A 16,021-nucleotide genomic window follows, 5' to 3' on the forward strand; every position below is an offset into this window, starting at 1 on the left:
TGACTTCAGGACGGACGAAACCAGTTCCTCCTTTATGGCTGGACCGCATCGCGCACGGCGGGACCGCTGGTTCCCCCCATGGCAAAGAGAACGAATTCGTACTGACCGGCCGCGTTTAAGAGCCGGTTCGACCAACACTGTTCCGCAACATGGTCTGTACAACTTGTTCGACCGGTTGCGGCGGGATTCCAAGCTCGGAAAATCCTGGCATTCCCACCGACGCTGTGTTGTCGATGTGCATCAACTCCACCTGATTCCGTGTGATGGGTGGCCTTGGAAGCAGCTCCGAAATCCATCCCGCTACATGCCAAGCAGCAAATGGCACTGGAATGAGCATGGGGCTGCGGCCGGCTGCGTGCGCGACGGTTCTGAGAAGCTCTTCGTATGTGTAGATGCGAGGACCGGCGAATTCATACGTGATTGCGTTCGTTTCGGGTTTCAGAAGCGCTCTTGTGATCGCGTCGGCCACGTCGTCAACATAGGCCGGCTGCAATCTCGTCAATCCGCGGCCGAACATCGGATAGATCGGAAATCGGCGGAGCAGCTTGATGATGATGGTGAGAAACGCGTCATCCGGGCCGAACATTACTGCCGGGCGAACCAGCGTAGCCTCAGAGAATACCGCGCGGACAGCGAGTTCGCCTTCGCCACGCTTGCGAATATAGAGGGACGGCGAAGTGGCATCAGAGCCGATTCCGGAAACGTGGATGAGCCGCTCGACGCCAGCTCGATGTGCCTGGGCCGCCAATCGCCGGGCTGATTCCACATGCACGGAATGAAAAGTCTCCTGCCCGTGTTCAACGTAGAGACTGACCGTGTTGATGGCGCCGTATGCGCCATGAACAACAGCGGCTAGCGAACCCTCGTCGCGTAGATCGACGTTCACAGATTGGATGCGTGGGTTGTCGTGACCAAAAAGCTGTCTGCCTCGTTCGGGATGTCTTGATGCAATGCGAACGAGAAAGTCAGGCGTCCGGAGCAGGTGTTGAACAACGCGGCGGCCGAGAAATCCCGTTCCACCGAACACCGTAACAAGGCGATTATTTGCGGCCGCCATAGCACAAACTCGTACTGAGATCGTCTCAAGCAAGGCATGGCCAGCAGAGACGCAGGCTCGTCCGTCGTCTATTTCAGCGAGAGCGGCGCCTGGCAACGGCAGTCCGTTTCATCTCACTCTTGCCGAGTGCGCACCAAAATTCCTGAGGAAGGTGCGTGCGCGGGTCTATTCCTTACACACGGTCGCGGAGCTCAGTCACGCCTTCCTTCTGGGCGCAGTGGTCGCAGCAATAGTAGGTGCCGCTCTTTTCCAGGCCGTGTCCCACGATGCGCGTTCCACAATGCTTGCACGTTGGCGCCAAGGCATGAATTGCGCACTCGAAGCTGTCGAACGTGTGCGCCTGGCCGTTCATCACCACCTGAAAAGTCTTGTCATAGTCATTGCCGCAGGTTTCGCATGTCGACATTGTGCCTCCTTCACGCCGCGCGGCGTTTGCGAGTTTGAGCAGCCTTCTTGGCTGACCTGGAACGTTCATCGGCCGGTCGGCTGGCTGACGCTTTTCCGCCAAGCCTGCCGCCCTTGCGTGACGGGGAAGTGTCTTCTTCGGTGCCTCTGCCGGACCCGCTCGTCTTGCCGCCATGGGTTTCTTTGTTGACGGTCGCCCAGGCCCGCCGTTCGGCTTCCTTTTCGGGAACACCTCGGGCTTCGTAGCCTTGCTCGATGCGTTCGGCCTGTCGCTTCTGCTTATCGGTGTAGCTGCGTTTGTCTCCGCGTGGCATCACGACTCCCTCGACAAATATCGCTTTTTCCTGCTGCCCCTATTTGACGCCTGCTTTCTTGCGCATTTCGTCAATGAGCTTGGACGCCCCCGCCATAGGCGTCTCCTCGCGCTACGAACGGCGGAGTTCACCGATTGTTCCTATCCGACTGACTTGCTGCAGATCGTCTAGCGGCCAGTGTGCACCGCCCGGAGCGCCTTGTTCCGGAAAGCCGATCAGTGGGCCGTTTTCACCGACGACAACGGCCGCGCCAAAACCGTCCCCGTCCAGATCGGCCACCGCAACAACCGCACGACCGAAGTTCTCTCAGGCCTCGCCGCCGGCGACCGCGTCGCGCTGCACCCAAGTGACCGGATCGCGGATGGGATCAGGATCGCGCAGCGAGGCGTGGAGTAGGTACAGTTCGTAGGATGGGTAGAGCGGAAGCGAAGTCCATCGAACTTTATCCTCACAATCGAGCTAAGAATTGCCGGATGCTGCACCCGCCGTCCAGCGGTGGGTTTCGCGAGAGCTCAACCCATCCGACGCGCTAGGACCGGTCAGTGAGCAATCGCTCCATGATGATCGTACGTTCGTCGCCATAATAGCTGTCGCGCACGGCGTTGAACCCCAGTCGCGCATAGAAGGTCTCCGCGGTGACTGACGAAGGGACTGTCAAGGACGGGATGTTTCGCTCACGCGCAGTGCGCTCGATCGCAGCCATCAGCAGCTTGCCGATCCCGCGGGCCTGAACGTCGGGAGAAACGAAGACGGTGCGGACGACGCTTCCGTCGAGGCTTGCCGTTCCAACGAGGCGGCTGCCAATGGTGGCGACGAAAACAGTGCGTTGCCCGATCAGTCGGTGCACGGCGTCTGGGCCGAAGCTGCGCTCGACCCGTTCGATGATCTCCTCCGTATAGTCCTTCGCATTCGTCTCGCGCAGCGCACGCAAGATGACGGCGCTGATGGCCTCGGCGTCATCGTCGAGCGCGGGCCGGATGCTGCATTCCATGAATTGCTCCACCGAAGTCCTCGCGAATGACTGGATGTTGAGCCTGCCCATAGCCGCGGTAATCAGCGGGACATTTCAACGGCGTTTCACTCGATCACGTCGTCCGTCAGCACGAGAATGGTGGGCGGGATCGTCACTCCAAGCGTACGCGCAGTTTTGAGATTGACGGCCAGCTCGAATTTGGTTGGTAGCTGGATTGGCATGTTTGCAGGCTTTTGTCCCTTCAGAATCAGATCGACATAACCCGCAGCGCGACGAAAGAGGTCTCCGATGTCGGCGCCATAGCTGATCAGAGCGCCGGCGTGCGCGAACTCCCTCTGCTGCCCGATGACAGCGATCTTCATGTCGATGCCGATACGGCAAATTGCGTCCTGCATGGCGGCGGTCATGTAGTCGCGAATGACGATCACGGCGCTGCCGCCCGCGTCCGCGAGCACGTTGAATTGCTCGGCAACCGCCGCCGCCGACGCGCTTGTGAGTCCGAGGCGCACCGGCTCCAGCCCAGCGCGTCGTGCTTCCTCGACGGTTTGCGCGCCCCAGGCGCTGAAGGTCGGGTCCGTCGCATTGTTCAAGACGCCGATCCGCTTCAGCGAGGGCAGGATCTCCCGGATCATCTCGATGCGCTTGGCCGACATCTCCTCGCCGAACGCAGCGAAGCCGGTGAGACTGCCGCCCGGCCGGGCGAGGCTCTGAAACAATTCAGGGTCGCTTTGCACCGCAGGCAAGGCCACGGCGACAACGGGAATATTGGTCTTCCTGACGATCGCGCGTGCTGCGGCTGGGCCTGGCGAAAGCAGGACATCCACTTGTCTGGCCACCAGATCGTCGATCCATGCCAGACCACGCGAAACATCGCCGGCCGTCGAGTGGGCCTCGATGACGATGTTGCGGCCCTCCACATAGCCCAGCTCGACGAGCGCCTTCCGGAAGGGAACGAGCGTCGCATTGTCGATTTCCGGCGTGGCAAATCCGACGAACCCCACGACCGGAACGCGCTTTTGAGCAAATGCTTCGCGCGCCGATATAGCCGCCATTCCCAAGAAGCCCAGAAACTTCCGTCGCCTCATTTGACGTCTCTCGCGCCCCCAAAACTATCTGATCACAAGAGGCGATGGTGCACCAACAGAATCGGCATCAGAAAGGGCTTGGCAGAGGTTGGCTACCCGGCCAACGCGTAGCGACTTGTCCGCCGCAGCGCGTGGAGTGAAGCTTGTAGGATGGGTAGAGTGAAGCGAAACCCTTCCTACGAGCCTGCGGGCGACATGCTGACACCGTCTACGCCCAGTGATAGCATCCTTTCGTCATCGGCCTGCGAGGTTGTTCTCATAGGCGCACACGCAAGAACGTGTGAGGCAAGGACAATGCATTGGGGAGCGCTCTGCCGGCCGCGCGGTTGCCGCGGGTTTTTGTTACCCGTCATTGTCGTCTTCGTGCTCTCGGCGCCCCTGGCAAACGCACAGGACGGCCGAAGCTCGCCCGGCGATCCAGGGCCGGTCTTTTCGGATAGCGGTCCCGATGCCGATATCTACGGCGCGGCCGAGGGCTATCCGGTCGGCACGCGGGGAGCCGCCCCCCAGCTCGACAAGCTCGTCGGGGTCTACAGCCATTTCGGCGAGATCTACCCCTCGCGTCCGATCGGTCGCGCGACCGCGCCGTGGCAATTCAAGCGCGCGCCGGAGCCATCGATCGCCTACAGCTTTGGCACCGAACGGCTGAGCATCGCGGACTACCTCAAGCGCAACCCGGTGACGGGACTCCTGATCGCCAGGGACGACACCATCCTCTACGAGCACTATCAATATGCGCGGACCGACCACGACCGCTTTGTCTCGCAGTCCATGGCGAAGACGCTGGTGGCCATGCTGGTCGGGATCGCGGTCTCCGAGGGACGGATCAAGTCGATCGACGACCTCGTCTCGACCTACGTCCCCGCCCTTGCAGGCACGGAATTTGGCAACACATCCATCCGCGCCTTGTTGAACATGTCTTCGGGCGTCGAATTCTCGGAAGTCTATGATGGGCACGACGACATCGCCCGGCTTGGGCGGGCCCTGTTCGTCGACGCGCCGAAAGATCCCGCTGCCATCGTCGCGCAGTTCAACACCCGAACCGCACCGCCAGGCGCCAAATTCCACTATGCCAGCGTTGAAACCGAGATCCTCGGCCTGGTCCTGCGCGCCGCTACGGGCATGCCGGTTGCCGACTATCTCCACGACCGGATCTGGGACCCCATCGGCACCGAAGCGGATGCCTCGTGGGCGATCGACGGGAGCGGGCAGGAGATCGCCTTTTGCTGCTTCAACGCGACCTTGCGCGACTATGCGCGCCTGGCCCGGTTACTCGCCCATGACGGCGCCTGGGAAGGCCGTCAATTGATCCCACGGCAATGGCTGCTGGATGCAACGACCGTGCGGCCGGCGGACGGCCATCTCGCCCCGCGCGTGGCCACGCCCTATTTCGGCTACGGCTATCAGGTGTGGCTCCTTCCCGGCGAGCAGCGCCGATTTGCCCTGCTCGGCATCCGCGGTCAGGTCATCCTGGTCGATCCCGCGTCCAAGCTCGTCATGGTGCACACGGCCGTTCGCCAAAAGCCGTCCGAGCCGGGCGCGCTCAGGGAGCCGCTCGCGTTGTGGTTCGCCGTGCTTCAGCAGCTGGGACAATGATGAAGTGATGACGCCCGCCGGCGGCATACGGCCGCACCGTCGCGCGGTCGGTCGCGTTCGTCCTCTTGGCCGGTACTTGGCGACCGTCCGGTGACGGGCCCGTCAGCGCCGCGGCTGCATTGAACCTGTCCGGCTTCCGGGAGCACCAACGGCGCGTAAGTCCCGATAGCAGCGACGAGGGAAGGCGCGATGAGGACCCTGAAAGCATCGATCTGCGTTGCAGTCACTGCACTTGCCTTGAGCCTGTCGTTCGGCGCGCCATCCTATGCCGAAGAGGACGAGGCGGGCACGCTCACGCGGCAGATGAAGGAACTTTATCGGGCCGGGAAGTACATGGAAGCGCTGCCGTTGGCCCAGAAGTCGCTGGCCCTTCGCGAGAAGGAGTTTGGCCCTGATGATCCGCACGTCGCGATGCCGCTGAACGACCTCGGCACGATCCATTACAATCTCGGCCAATACGCCGTTGCCGAACCGCTGTACAAGCGCGCGCTGGCCATCCGGGAGAAGACACTCGGTCCGAATCATGCCGAAGTCGCAATGGTGCTGAACAATCTGGGCGATCTCTATCGCGCGTTAGAGCGTTACGCGGAAGCGGAGCCGCTTCTCAAGCGGTCGATCGCCATTAGCGAGAAAAGCGATGATCCGTCGATCGTGCTGGCGTTGAGCAACCTCGGCGCCGTTTACAGCAATCAGGGCCGGTACGATCAGGCTGTACCGCAGTTCAAGCGAGGCCTCGCCGTGCTCCAGAAAGCGCTCGGCCCCGACGATCCCGAAGCCACGGTGCTGATGAACAATTTGGCCGACGCTTATATCAATCGGCATCGCTATGCCGATGCCGAGCGGCTGCTGAAGCGGTCGATGGTGGTGACCGAGAAGGCGTTCGGCCCCGATCATCCCGACATCGCGCAGGCACAGAACAATCTGGCTGCGCTCTATGCGCGTCAGGGGCGCAGCGCCGAAGCCGAGCGGCTGTTCAAGCGGTCGGTGGCCACCTTCGAGAAGACCCTCGGCCCCAACCATCCGGATCTCGCCGGCGTTCTTGATAATCTCGCCGGTCTCTACAAGGATCAGGGCCGCTATGCCGATGCCGAGCAAGTCTTGAAACGGTCGATGGCCATTCGGGGGAAGACAAGGCCGATCTGAGCAGGTCGGCCCGGCCGGTCGGGACATCCTTGGTGTGAGGATCATCAGCGGATCGCGTTGAGGGGCCATGACGAAGCCTGCAAGACTGCTCCAACTTGTCGTCGCCCTGACGTGGCTCGGATTGTCTGCCGCAACGGCGGCCGGCGCCCCATCGAATGACATGTGGAGCGGCGCATGGACCTTCGAAATGGACCGCCAGGATCGGCCATGGCTCGTCTTTTCCGACCCGCGCGGCAAGACAATATTCCGCATCGGCTGCGGTTCGCATTTCGAACTGGATGCGGTCTATCCGGGCAACGCGCCGACACAGGAGCACACCGAGGCCTCGATCAGGATCGGCAACGGCAAGACGCAGATGGATTTCGCCGGCTTCACATATGCCGGTCCCGAATCGTTCCCGCCGAGCACCTCGATGTTCAACCAGGCGGACCTTGGTCATCCCGGGCTTGCCGATGATCAATGGCGGGTGCTGGAAGACCGCGTCCTCGATCTTTTGGGGTCCGGGCGGCCCCTGAGGGTCTCCGCCGAAGGTAAAAGCTACGTGCTACCGCCGATCAAGGCATCGCGGTGGCGCGCGCGTTTTCAAAAGATCTGCTGATGCTGACTGTGGCAGGGGCGCGCGCGCCTCAGGCCGCTTTTTTATCGTATTGATGGTTCGATCATGTCGGCATCGACGGGTCTCGATCGTCCTTGGATGGACATGTCCCGCACGAGCGGTGCATGGATCCCGCGCGGACGAATCGATGTCACCCCGGGCCGTCAAAATCGAACTGGAGCAATACCCATGAGGATCGCCGTCGAAACCTGCGTCGCAGCCCCCATCGATCAGGTCTGGCAGGCCTATACGACGCCTGCCGACATCGTGAAGTGGAATGCGGCGTCCGACGACTGGCATACGACCAAGGCGACGGTCGACCTGCGGGAGGGCGGAGCCTTCTCGTCGCGGATGGAAGCCAAGGACGGCAGCATGGGCTTCGACTTCGCCGGCACCTACACGAAAATCGTCGAGCAGAGGCGGATCGAATACGCCTTTGGCGATCGCAAGGCCGAGGTCGAGTTCGTGCCGGGCGCGAAAGGCGTTGTCGTCCGCGTCGTGTTTGATGGCGAAACGACGCACTCGGAGGAGCAGCAGCGGAGTGGCTGGCAGGCGATCCTCGACAATTTCGCAAGGTACGTCGAGGGGAAGCAGAAGATGCTGTGAGGTTGCGCCTACGCGAGCACGGCTTTCTTAGGGTGGGCAAAGGCGCGCGGAGCGCCATGCCCACCACTCTTCCCGACCGCACACAAGCGGGTGGACACGCTTCGCTTTACCCACCCCAGAAACCCATCCCGCTAAATGAGACCGATCTCACGCGGCTTTGGTCAACACGTCCGTCAACCAATCCGGCTCGACGATCATGACCGAGTGGCCGGACGTGGTGTTTTCGAGGACGGTCCAGGAGTTGTCCGCCTTGCACTCCGCTGCGGCCTTGTCCATGGCAGCCGCCTGGAATTTCGGCAGGCGGATGTAGGTTTTCTTGGCGACCTTTTCGCGCGCGCCCGAGAGTTTGACCGGCTGCAGGAATGTGCCGACGGGGTGTGGGGTGACCTTCGACAGGACCCAGGCCACATCCTTCGGATCGTTGAACGCATTCGGAGGAAGCGCCTTGGGAGCCGGACGGCTGATCGCGCCTTCTTCGATGGGGAAGGGAACGAGGTCCCGAAACGACTGGCCGTCCGCGGGCTTGAGTGCATCGACCCAGACGATGGAGGACACCCGGCTTCCGATCCGTTCGAGCGCGCCGGATGCCGGACAGCCGCCATACGAATGGGCAACGAGGCAGACGTCCGTCAGGTCTTCCCATTCGACGAGATTGGCGATGTCGGCAATGTGCGTGTCGAGGGTTATGTCCTTGTTCAGAAGGTGTGAGCGCTCTGCCAATCCGGTCAGCGTCAGCGGATACACGCGATGACCTTGCTTCTGCAGGCGTTCCGTGACTCGATGCCAGGACCAGGCGCCGTAATACGCGCCGGGAACGAGCACATAGGTTCTTTGTGTCGATTGCGCGCGGGCCGGACCGATGAATGCGCCTGATGCTATTGCTGAGGCCGAGCCTGCCGCAGCGCCAAGGAGTCTGCGACGCGTGATGCTTGAATGAATCATGAAATAACTCCGTTGGGTTGAATGATTTATACTTGAAATTATGCAGGTGCATGCCAGTGCGGGCTCATCCTAGCGCGCAGAATGGCTGGAGCGAAGCGAAACCCGTCAAGCTTCATGCTGGAGATCGGATCGAGCAAGAGTCACTAGATAGTGCGTCCGCCGCTGAGGGCGATGGGTTTCGCAAGAGCTCAACCCATCCTACGAGCTGCATGCGGACAGGCGCCTATCTCACACCCGCTGCGATGATGCCACTATACCCCTGTTTTGCCCGACGGGTCAAACCGATTTCGGTAAATCGAAAAACACAATTCCGCCAAGGGGGTGGCTACTGTGCATGGGGTTGTTTTCGCATTTTTTGCTTGCGGGCCTCGGCTAACAGGACCGAGCCTCGTCACACCCGAAGCGTCCCGCGCCTCGTCAGCTATCCACCTTCAGTGCGGCAATAAAAGCTTCCTGCGGGATGTCGACCTTGCCGAACTGCCGCATCTTCTTCTTGCCTTCCTTCTGCTTCTCCAGAAGCTTGCGCTTACGCGTGATGTCGCCGCCGTAGCATTTTGCGGTGACGTCCTTGCGCAGCGCGCGCACCGTTTCGCGGGCGATCACCTTGCCGCCGATCGCCGCCTGGATCGGGATCTGGAACATGTGCGGCGGGATCAGCTCCTTCATCTTCTCGACCATGGCGCGGCCGCGCCCTTCCGCGCGGGTGCGGTGGACCAGCATCGAGAGCGCATCGACCGGCTCGGCATTGACCAGGATCTGCATCTTGACGAGATCGGCCGGCTTGTAGTCGGTCAGGTGATAGTCGAACGAGGCGTAGCCTTTGGAGACCGACTTCAGGCGGTCATAGAAGTCGAACACGACCTCGTTGAGCGGCAGGTCGTATTTCACCATGGCGCGGGAGCCGACGTAGGTGAGCTCCTTCTGCGAGCCGCGGCGGTCCTGGCACAGCTTCAAGACGCTGCCGAGATATTCGTCCGGCGTGAGGATGGTCGCCTCGATCCAGGGCTCGTCGATCTCGGCGATCTTGACCACGTCGGGCATGTCGACGGGATTGTGGATCTCGATCTCCTGGCCGTCGGTGAGCTTCATCTTGTAGATGACGCTCGGCGCGGTCGCGATCAGGTTGAGATCGAACTCGCGCGACAGCCGCTCCTGGATGATCTCGAGGTGCAGCAGCCCAAGGAAGCCGCAGCGGAAGCCGAAGCCGAGCGCGGCGGAGGTCTCCATCTCGAAGGAGAAGCTGGCGTCGTTGAGGCGCAGCTTGCCCATCGCCGCGCGCAGCGTCTCGAAATCGTCGGCGTCGACCGGGAACAGGCCGCAGAACACCACGGGGATCGCCGGCTTGAAGCCTGGCAGCATCTCGGCGACCGGCTTCCTGTCGTCGGTGATGGTGTCGCCGACGCGGGTGTCGGCGACTTCCTTGATCGCGGCGGTGATGAAGCCGATCTCGCCGGGGCCGAGCTCCTCGACCTGCTGCATCTTCGGCGTGAAGAAGCCGACGCGCTCGACGTCGTAGGCTGCACCCGTGCCCATCATGCGCACGCGCTGGCCCTTCTTCATGGTGCCGTCGACGATGCGCACCAGCACGACGACGCCGAGATAGACGTCGTACCAGCTGTCGACCAAGAGCGCCTTCAGCGTGGCGTCGCGATCGCCCTTCGGCGGCGGCAGGCGGGTGACGATGGCTTCGAGCACATCGGGAACGCCGAGGCCGGTCTTGGCCGAGATCATCACGGCGTCGGAAGCGTCGATGCCGATGACGTCCTCGATCTGCTGCTTGACCTTCTCGGGCTCGGCCGCGGGCAGGTCGACCTTGTTCAGGACCGGAACGATCTCGTGATTGTTGTCGAGCGCCTGGTAGACGTTGGCGAGCGTCTGCGCTTCGACGCCCTGGCTGGCGTCGACGACCAGGAGGGAACCCTCGCACGCCGCCAGCGACCGCGAGACTTCGTAGGCGAAGTCGACATGGCCGGGCGTGTCCATCAGGTTGAAGATGTAATCCTTGCCGTCCTTGGCGCGGTACGAGAGCCGCACCGTCTGCGCCTTGATGGTGATGCCGCGCTCGCGCTCGATGTCCATGGAATCGAGCACCTGCTCCTTGCCCGCCATCTCGCGGTCGGAGAGGCCGCCGGTCATCTGGATCAGGCGGTCGGCCAGCGTCGATTTGCCATGGTCGATATGGGCGACGATGGAGAAGTTGCGGATGTTGGAAATGGGGACGGTCGTCATGGGCGCGGGATACCACTCACATCCCCGTGCGGCAACCATATTGCTGTATTTTCAGGGCCTTTCTTCACGCCAAGCTGATTCCACGGACGCCCAAAACGCGCTAGCAAGCGGCCCATGTCCAAGCCCATGTCGACGACCTCTCTTCCCACGGCCAGAGCGCGGGCGAAGACCCGCTTGAGCTACAACCGCTTCCGGGCCTGGCTGGTTGCCTGCGCGGTCCGCCCCGAGGCGGGCCTGTGGCTGGTGATCCAGCTCGCCATCCTGCACGCGGTGCTCTGGACCTTCATCCTGATCAATCTCAAGGCGGCGCAGGACGTTCACATGGACGTCGCAGAAGCCTATGGCTGGGGCCAGAAATTCCTCTGGGGCTACGGCAAGCACCCGCCGCTGTCGGGCTGGGTGGCCGGCCTCTGGTTCAAGGTGTTCCCGGCGGCGGACTGGGCGACCTATGCGCTCGCGATGGCGACGGTGAGCGTCGGCATGGTGATCTGCTGGTTCGTGAGCTTGCGCGTGGTGGATGCGCGGCGCGCGTTCCTGGCCGTGGTGATGATCGCACTCTACCCGATCTTCAATTTCAAGGGCTTCAAGTACAACCCGGACCTGCTCCAGCTCGTCACGTTGCCGCTCTTGGTGCTCGCTTATCTCAACGCATTCGAGAAGCGAAGCTGGCAATCCGGAATCTTGCTCGGGCTTGCCGGTGCGCTGGCGCTGATGACCAAATATTGGGTGCTGACCATGATCGGCGCCATCGGCCTTGCTGCGCTGATCCATCCCGACCGGTTGCGCTTCCTGTCGTCGCCGGCGCCGTGGGTGGCGATCGCGACGATGGTCGCGGCGATGATCCCGCACATCGTCTGGCTGGCGGATGCGCATTTCGTGCCGTTGACCTATGCCGGCGACACCTACAGCCTCCAGGACAAAACCCAGGTGCACCAGCTCGTCGCCGGCTACGCGCTGCATAATCTGGGCTTGCTGGCGTTGCCGGTGGCGATCGCGGCGCTGGCCATGGCGCTGGTGCGGCCTTGGGTCAAGCTGCTGCTGCGCGCGCCCTCGCGCATCGTCACGCGCGCCTGGGCGCGCGGCGCCAATTCCGGCGTCAATGTCCCGCAGGCGTTGAACGTCTGGATCATCCAGGTCATCGTCGCGTTCGGGCCGCCGCTCGGCGCGCTGGTGTTCAGCATCTACATGAAGACCGATTGGGGCATCTCGCTGTTCTTCCTGGTGCCGCTGGCGCTGGTCGCGATCCCGACCTTGCGCGTGCAGAGCACCGTGCTGTTCAACATCGCCGCGATCTGGCTCGTGCTCAGCGCCGCGACGCTCATAGCTTCGCCCTGGATCGCCGCGCGCGAGATGGCGGCCAATGCCGGCAACACCGCGACCTATGGCGCGCGCTCGGAGCTGGCGCGCGAGCTGACGCAGTCCTGGCACGCGCGCTTTGCCTCGCGCTGGGCCGTCGTCGTGGGGACGATGGAGACGATTCAGCCGATGGTGTTCTACAGCCCCGATCACCCCAGCCCGTTCACGCCGAACGAAGCCTGGGCCTCCGGGCTGACCTCGCTCGACGACGTCAAGAGATACGGCTTCATCGGCGTGTTCGATGCGACCGACGAACGCCTGCCCAAGTTCGAGAAATGGGTATCCGAGACCGCGCCGAACGCCGAGCGCATGGTGATGACCACGCGGCGCTTCACCCACGGCAAGGCCGGCCCGGCAATGAGCTGGAACGTCTATATCGTGCCGCCGGGGAAGTGACCGAAGGTCATTCCGGGGCGATGCGCAGCATCGAACTCTGGTGCTGTCGCACCATCCCGGAATGACGTTGGGGGTCTAAACCCCTTCCTCGTTGAACTTGCTCTCGACGAGCTCGGTGATCGCCGCGAGCGCGGCTTCGGCGTCAGTACCTGCCGCCGCCACCGTGATCGTCGTGCCGGGACCCGCGGCGAGCATCATCAGGCCCATGATCGAGGTGCCGCCGACGGTCTCGCCGCCGCGTGTCACCCACACCTGCGCGTCGAAGCGCTCGACCGCCTGGACGAATTTCGCCGAGGCGCGCGCATGCAGGCCGCGCTTGTTGATGATCAGAAGCTCCTTGGAGATCGCGCCCGCGGGCACGCCGGTCCCCGCTTGTGGCGCCTCGTCGCTCATTTGCCGGCGAGCACGCGACTGGCGATGGTGACGTATTTGCGGCCTGCTTCCTGGGCCATCGCGATCGCGTCCGGCAGCGCCCGCTCCTCGCGCACCTTGGCGAGCTTCACCAGCATGGGCAGGTTGATGCCCGCGAGCACTTCGACCTTGGGCCGGCTCATGCAGGATATTGCGAGGTTCGAGGGCGTGCCGCCGAACATGTCGGTGAGGATCGCAACGCCGTCGCCGGAATCGACGCGGTTGACCGCCTCGATGATGTCGCTTCGGCAGAGATCGGAATCATCCTCGGCGCCGATCGTGATCGCTTCGATTTGCTTTTGTGGACCCATGACATGTTCAAGCGCCGCCTTGAATTCGTCGGCAAGGCGCCCGTGGGTCACAAGTACTAGACCAATCATCGGAAAACTCCTCGCGGGCGCTTTTGGTGCACCGCACGAACGCGCCACTTTGACCATCCAGAGCCCCCGCGCAAGAGGGGATGTTGCGTATCTCCCTGAATATAGACGGATGGATAAGGGGAGCTGCGCCGGTCTATTCGGTCGCGATAGTGGGCTTCATATGGTTACCAATTCCCTTCAAACAATCGGCAGAAGGGTTAACGGAAGATGAACTCTTGGTAGTGGTCAAGGCCGCAACAACCAGGGGGAGGGGCGAATAGTCGCGGGGGACCGGGATTCGCGGTATTTCGACACCAGAAATGCTGGTTTTCAGGGATTCGGCCGCAGGCAGGCGCTCCGCATCCGCCGCGTCCAGATCGACCACGAGGCCGACGGTCGCATGCTCCACGAACTCGCAGCAGCGGATCCCCAGGCCCCGGATCTCGATCAGGCCAGCCAATGTCGGCGCGGGGCGGACCTCAATTTCGTGGCCGACTGTCGCAAGATGGACACGGTCATCACCGACCAGAACGGCTCTTTCGACCACACCAGCGCGTCCTGCCATGATCAAATCAAAGGCAAGTCGCGACTTGCCGGAGCCGGATGGCCCACGGATCAGCACGGCAAAATTCCCGACCTTGACGGCGGAGGCGTGAACGCTGGGCTCGCCGTCGCTCATAGCGCCGGCAGCCTCACCACGAAGCGCGCGCCGGAAACCGTCGGAGCGCCCTCGGCATCCAGCGGGCCAGGACGGTTCTCCGCCCAGATCCGCCCGCCATGGGCGTCGACGATCTGCTTGGAGATCGACAGGCCGAGGCCGGAGTTCTGGCCAAAGCCCTGATGCGGACGATCGGTGTAGAAGCGCTCGAAGATGCGCTCCAGCGCGTCGTCGCGAATGCCGGGGCCGTCGTCGTCGACCACGATCTCGATCTCGCCGCGCACGCGGCGGCAGGTGAGGCGCACCTTGCTGCCGGCTTCCGAGAACGATTGTGCATTGGAGAGCAGATTGGAAATCACTTGCCCGAGCCGAGAATCGTGGCCCATCACCGAGAAAGTGTCGGTCGGGCCGCGGCCCTCGAAGCGCGTCTCGACCGCGACGTCGTGGCCGAGCTTGGTTTCATTGGCGACGGACGCCAGCGTCGTCAGCAGGCGGCGCAGGTCGACCGGGATCGCGTCCTGGCGCTGCAATTCGGCATCGAGACGGCTGGCATCGGAGATGTCGGAGATCAGCCGGTCGAGCCGCTTGACGTCGTGCTCGATCACCTCGAGCAGGCGCGCGCGGCTGTTCTCGTTGCGCGCCAGCGGCAGCGTCTCGACCGCCGAGCGCAGCGAGGTCAGCGGATTCTTCAATTCATGGGCGACGTCGGCGGCGAACATCTCGATCGCCTCGATGCGGCTGTAGAGCGCGCTGGTCATGTCGCGCAGCGCGCCGGAGAGATGGCCGATCTCGTCGCGGCGGCGGGTGAAATCGGGAATCTCGATGCGCGCCTTGATGCGGCGGCGGACGCGCTCGGCGCTGTCGGCGAGCCGGCGCACGGGCCCGGCGATCGTGCTCGCGAGCAAGAGCGACAGCATGATCATGACGGCGGCGGCGACGCCGCCGACCTTCAGGATGGCGAGGCGCTCGGCGGTGACCATCTGGTCGATGTCGTCGCCCTGCGTCGACAGCATCAGGGCGCCGTGAATCGCGCGCGAGCGCAGCACGGGGACCGCGACCGACACGATCACCTCGCCGCGCGCATTGACCCGCACCATCGAGCGCTTCTGGCCCTGGAGCGCGTCGCCCACCTCCGCATAGCCATTGCCGTTCTCGGGCCCGAGCTCGCGATAGAGCGGCAGGTCGCCGCGGTTCAGCCAGGTGCGCACCGCGACCATGCCGCGCTCGACGATGCCAGGCTTCTCGGCCGGCGGCGGCAGGTCGTAGCGCAGCACGTTTTCGAGGTTGCGGCTGTCGAGCAGCAGGCTGCCGTTCGGATCGTAGATGCGGGCGCGCGTCTTGGTCGGGGAGATCAGCGTGCGCAGCACCGGCGCCACGCGCTCCGGATTGATCGGGAAGTCCAGCGGCGAATACTCGTCCGAGCCACCATAGGTCTCGCCCGGCTTGAGGTCGAGCAGCCTGTCGGGATCGATGGTGATGGCGTTGGTCTGCACCGTGGCGGAGGCCGCGATCGCGCCGGCGATGATCTCGGCCTGGACCAGCAGGCTCTGTGCGCGCGCGTCGATCAGGCCGGCGCGGAATTGCGACAGGTACAGGATGCTCGCGACCAGCGCGACGAGGCCGGCGAGGTTGAGCGAGACGATGCGGCGGGTCAGGCTCGAGAAGGACAGCGCAAAGAAGAACTGGCCGGCGCGTTTCAGCCAGTTCAGCGGTCGCCAGCCCTGCGGCTTATCATCAGTGACGTGCTCCGGAACGCCGGTGGATGCGACATCCCCGGCGCTCTGGTTTGGGTCAGGCTGCGTTCGGTCAAGCAATGCTTACGCCCGCGTTAGGACAGCTCGTGCGAAGGTCCCGCATCCTAGAGCGATCCTGGTTCCGATGGAACGAGAACCGGAG

At 63.1% G+C, this 16,021-nt stretch carries 17 protein-coding genes; 6 read left to right on the forward strand and 11 right to left on the reverse strand.

Annotated features, from left to right (window positions below):
* Window positions 1-115: 115 nt before the first annotated feature.
* The 3 genes from YU9_RS0119105 to YU9_RS41840 form a co-directional block, all read right to left on the reverse strand.
* Window positions 116-1,057 (reverse strand): complex I NDUFA9 subunit family protein, encoded by a 942-nt coding sequence (locus tag YU9_RS0119105; RefSeq protein ID WP_027574264.1) that lies wholly within the window; start codon window positions 1,055-1,057, stop codon window positions 116-118.
* Window positions 1,058-1,229: 172 nt separating this feature from the next.
* Window positions 1,230-1,463, reverse strand: coding sequence for a hypothetical protein (locus YU9_RS0119110; RefSeq protein WP_027574265.1), 234 nt, complete (start codon window positions 1,461-1,463; stop codon window positions 1,230-1,232).
* Between the two features lie 10 nt (window positions 1,464-1,473).
* Window positions 1,474-1,776 (reverse strand): hypothetical protein, encoded by a 303-nt coding sequence (locus tag YU9_RS41840; RefSeq protein ID WP_036017517.1) that lies wholly within the window; start codon window positions 1,774-1,776, stop codon window positions 1,474-1,476.
* 198 nt (window positions 1,777-1,974) lie between these two features.
* On the opposite strand from YU9_RS41840, the gene YU9_RS0119120 reads away from it, so the two are divergent.
* Window positions 1,975-2,172 carry a hypothetical protein gene (locus tag YU9_RS0119120; RefSeq protein ID WP_027574267.1) on the forward strand — a complete coding sequence of 66 codons (198 nt, stop codon included), beginning with the start codon at window positions 1,975-1,977 and terminating at the stop codon, window positions 2,170-2,172.
* Window positions 2,173-2,305: 133 nt separating this feature from the next.
* Here YU9_RS0119120 and YU9_RS0119125 read toward each other — a convergent pair whose 3' ends face one another.
* Together YU9_RS0119125 and YU9_RS0119130 are read right to left on the reverse strand one after the other, a co-directional pair.
* Window positions 2,306-2,767 carry a GNAT family N-acetyltransferase gene (locus tag YU9_RS0119125; RefSeq protein WP_027574268.1) on the reverse strand — a complete coding sequence of 154 codons (462 nt, stop codon included), beginning with the start codon at window positions 2,765-2,767 and terminating at the stop codon, window positions 2,306-2,308.
* An 86-nt stretch (window positions 2,768-2,853) separates the two neighbouring features.
* Entirely contained in the window at window positions 2,854-3,834 is a 981-nt protein-coding gene (locus YU9_RS0119130; RefSeq protein ID WP_084298997.1) for an ABC transporter substrate-binding protein, read from the reverse strand.
* 339 nt (window positions 3,835-4,173) lie between these two features.
* Between YU9_RS0119130 and YU9_RS0119135 the strand changes: the two genes are divergently transcribed.
* The 4 genes from YU9_RS0119135 (at window position 4,174) to YU9_RS0119150 (ending at window position 7,774) form a co-directional block, all read left to right on the forward strand.
* Complete coding sequence (locus YU9_RS0119135) at window positions 4,174-5,430, forward strand: serine hydrolase (RefSeq protein ID WP_027574270.1); 1,257 nt, start codon at window positions 4,174-4,176, stop codon at window positions 5,428-5,430.
* A 189-nt stretch (window positions 5,431-5,619) separates the two neighbouring features.
* Window positions 5,620-6,573 (forward strand): tetratricopeptide repeat-containing protein, encoded by a 954-nt coding sequence (locus YU9_RS0119140; RefSeq protein WP_027574271.1) that lies wholly within the window; start codon window positions 5,620-5,622, stop codon window positions 6,571-6,573.
* A 67-nt stretch (window positions 6,574-6,640) separates the two neighbouring features.
* Entirely contained in the window at window positions 6,641-7,171 is a 531-nt protein-coding gene (locus tag YU9_RS0119145; protein ID WP_027574272.1) for a hypothetical protein, read from the forward strand.
* Between the two features lie 186 nt (window positions 7,172-7,357).
* Window positions 7,358-7,774: an SRPBCC family protein gene (locus YU9_RS0119150; protein ID WP_027574273.1), complete on the forward strand. Its 417-nt coding sequence runs from the start codon at window positions 7,358-7,360 to the stop codon at window positions 7,772-7,774.
* Between the two features lie 147 nt (window positions 7,775-7,921).
* Here YU9_RS0119150 and YU9_RS41845 read toward each other — a convergent pair whose 3' ends face one another.
* Window positions 7,922-8,596, reverse strand: coding sequence for an alpha/beta hydrolase family protein (locus YU9_RS41845; RefSeq protein ID WP_051380435.1), 675 nt, complete (start codon window positions 8,594-8,596; stop codon window positions 7,922-7,924).
* Between the two features lie 537 nt (window positions 8,597-9,133).
* Window positions 9,134-10,945 (reverse strand): translation elongation factor 4, encoded by a 1,812-nt coding sequence (gene lepA / locus YU9_RS0119160; RefSeq protein ID WP_027574274.1) that lies wholly within the window; start codon window positions 10,943-10,945, stop codon window positions 9,134-9,136.
* 126 nt (window positions 10,946-11,071) lie between these two features.
* Between lepA and YU9_RS0119165 the strand changes: the two genes are divergently transcribed.
* Window positions 11,072-12,697 (forward strand): glycosyltransferase family 39 protein, encoded by a 1,626-nt coding sequence (locus YU9_RS0119165; protein WP_027574275.1) that lies wholly within the window; start codon window positions 11,072-11,074, stop codon window positions 12,695-12,697.
* A 75-nt stretch (window positions 12,698-12,772) separates the two neighbouring features.
* Here YU9_RS0119165 and YU9_RS0119170 read toward each other — a convergent pair whose 3' ends face one another.
* The 4 genes from YU9_RS0119170 to YU9_RS0119185 all read right to left on the reverse strand — a co-directional run bounded on the left by YU9_RS0119170 (window position 12,773) and on the right by YU9_RS0119185 (window position 15,939).
* Window positions 12,773-13,090, reverse strand: coding sequence for an HPr family phosphocarrier protein (locus tag YU9_RS0119170; protein ID WP_027574276.1), 318 nt, complete (start codon window positions 13,088-13,090; stop codon window positions 12,773-12,775).
* Window positions 13,087-13,488 (reverse strand): PTS sugar transporter subunit IIA, encoded by a 402-nt coding sequence (locus tag YU9_RS0119175; RefSeq protein WP_011090868.1) that lies wholly within the window; start codon window positions 13,486-13,488, stop codon window positions 13,087-13,089. The genes YU9_RS0119170 and YU9_RS0119175 overlap by 4 nt, the downstream gene beginning before the upstream one ends.
* Window positions 13,489-13,621: 133 nt before the next feature.
* Window positions 13,622-14,146, reverse strand: a complete 525-nt coding sequence (locus YU9_RS0119180; protein WP_027574277.1) for an HPr kinase/phosphorylase — start codon at window positions 14,144-14,146, stop codon at window positions 13,622-13,624.
* A complete protein-coding gene (locus YU9_RS0119185; RefSeq protein ID WP_027574278.1) occupies window positions 14,143-15,939 on the reverse strand; it encodes a sensor histidine kinase in 1,797 nt (598 codons plus the stop codon). The genes YU9_RS0119180 and YU9_RS0119185 overlap by 4 nt, the downstream gene beginning before the upstream one ends.
* Window positions 15,940-16,021 lie beyond the last annotated feature (82 nt).

Origin of the sequence: Bradyrhizobium sp. WSM1743, assembly GCF_000473065.1 — a bacterium.
In the GTDB taxonomy this organism is placed as follows: Bacteria; Pseudomonadota; Alphaproteobacteria; order Rhizobiales; family Xanthobacteraceae; genus Bradyrhizobium.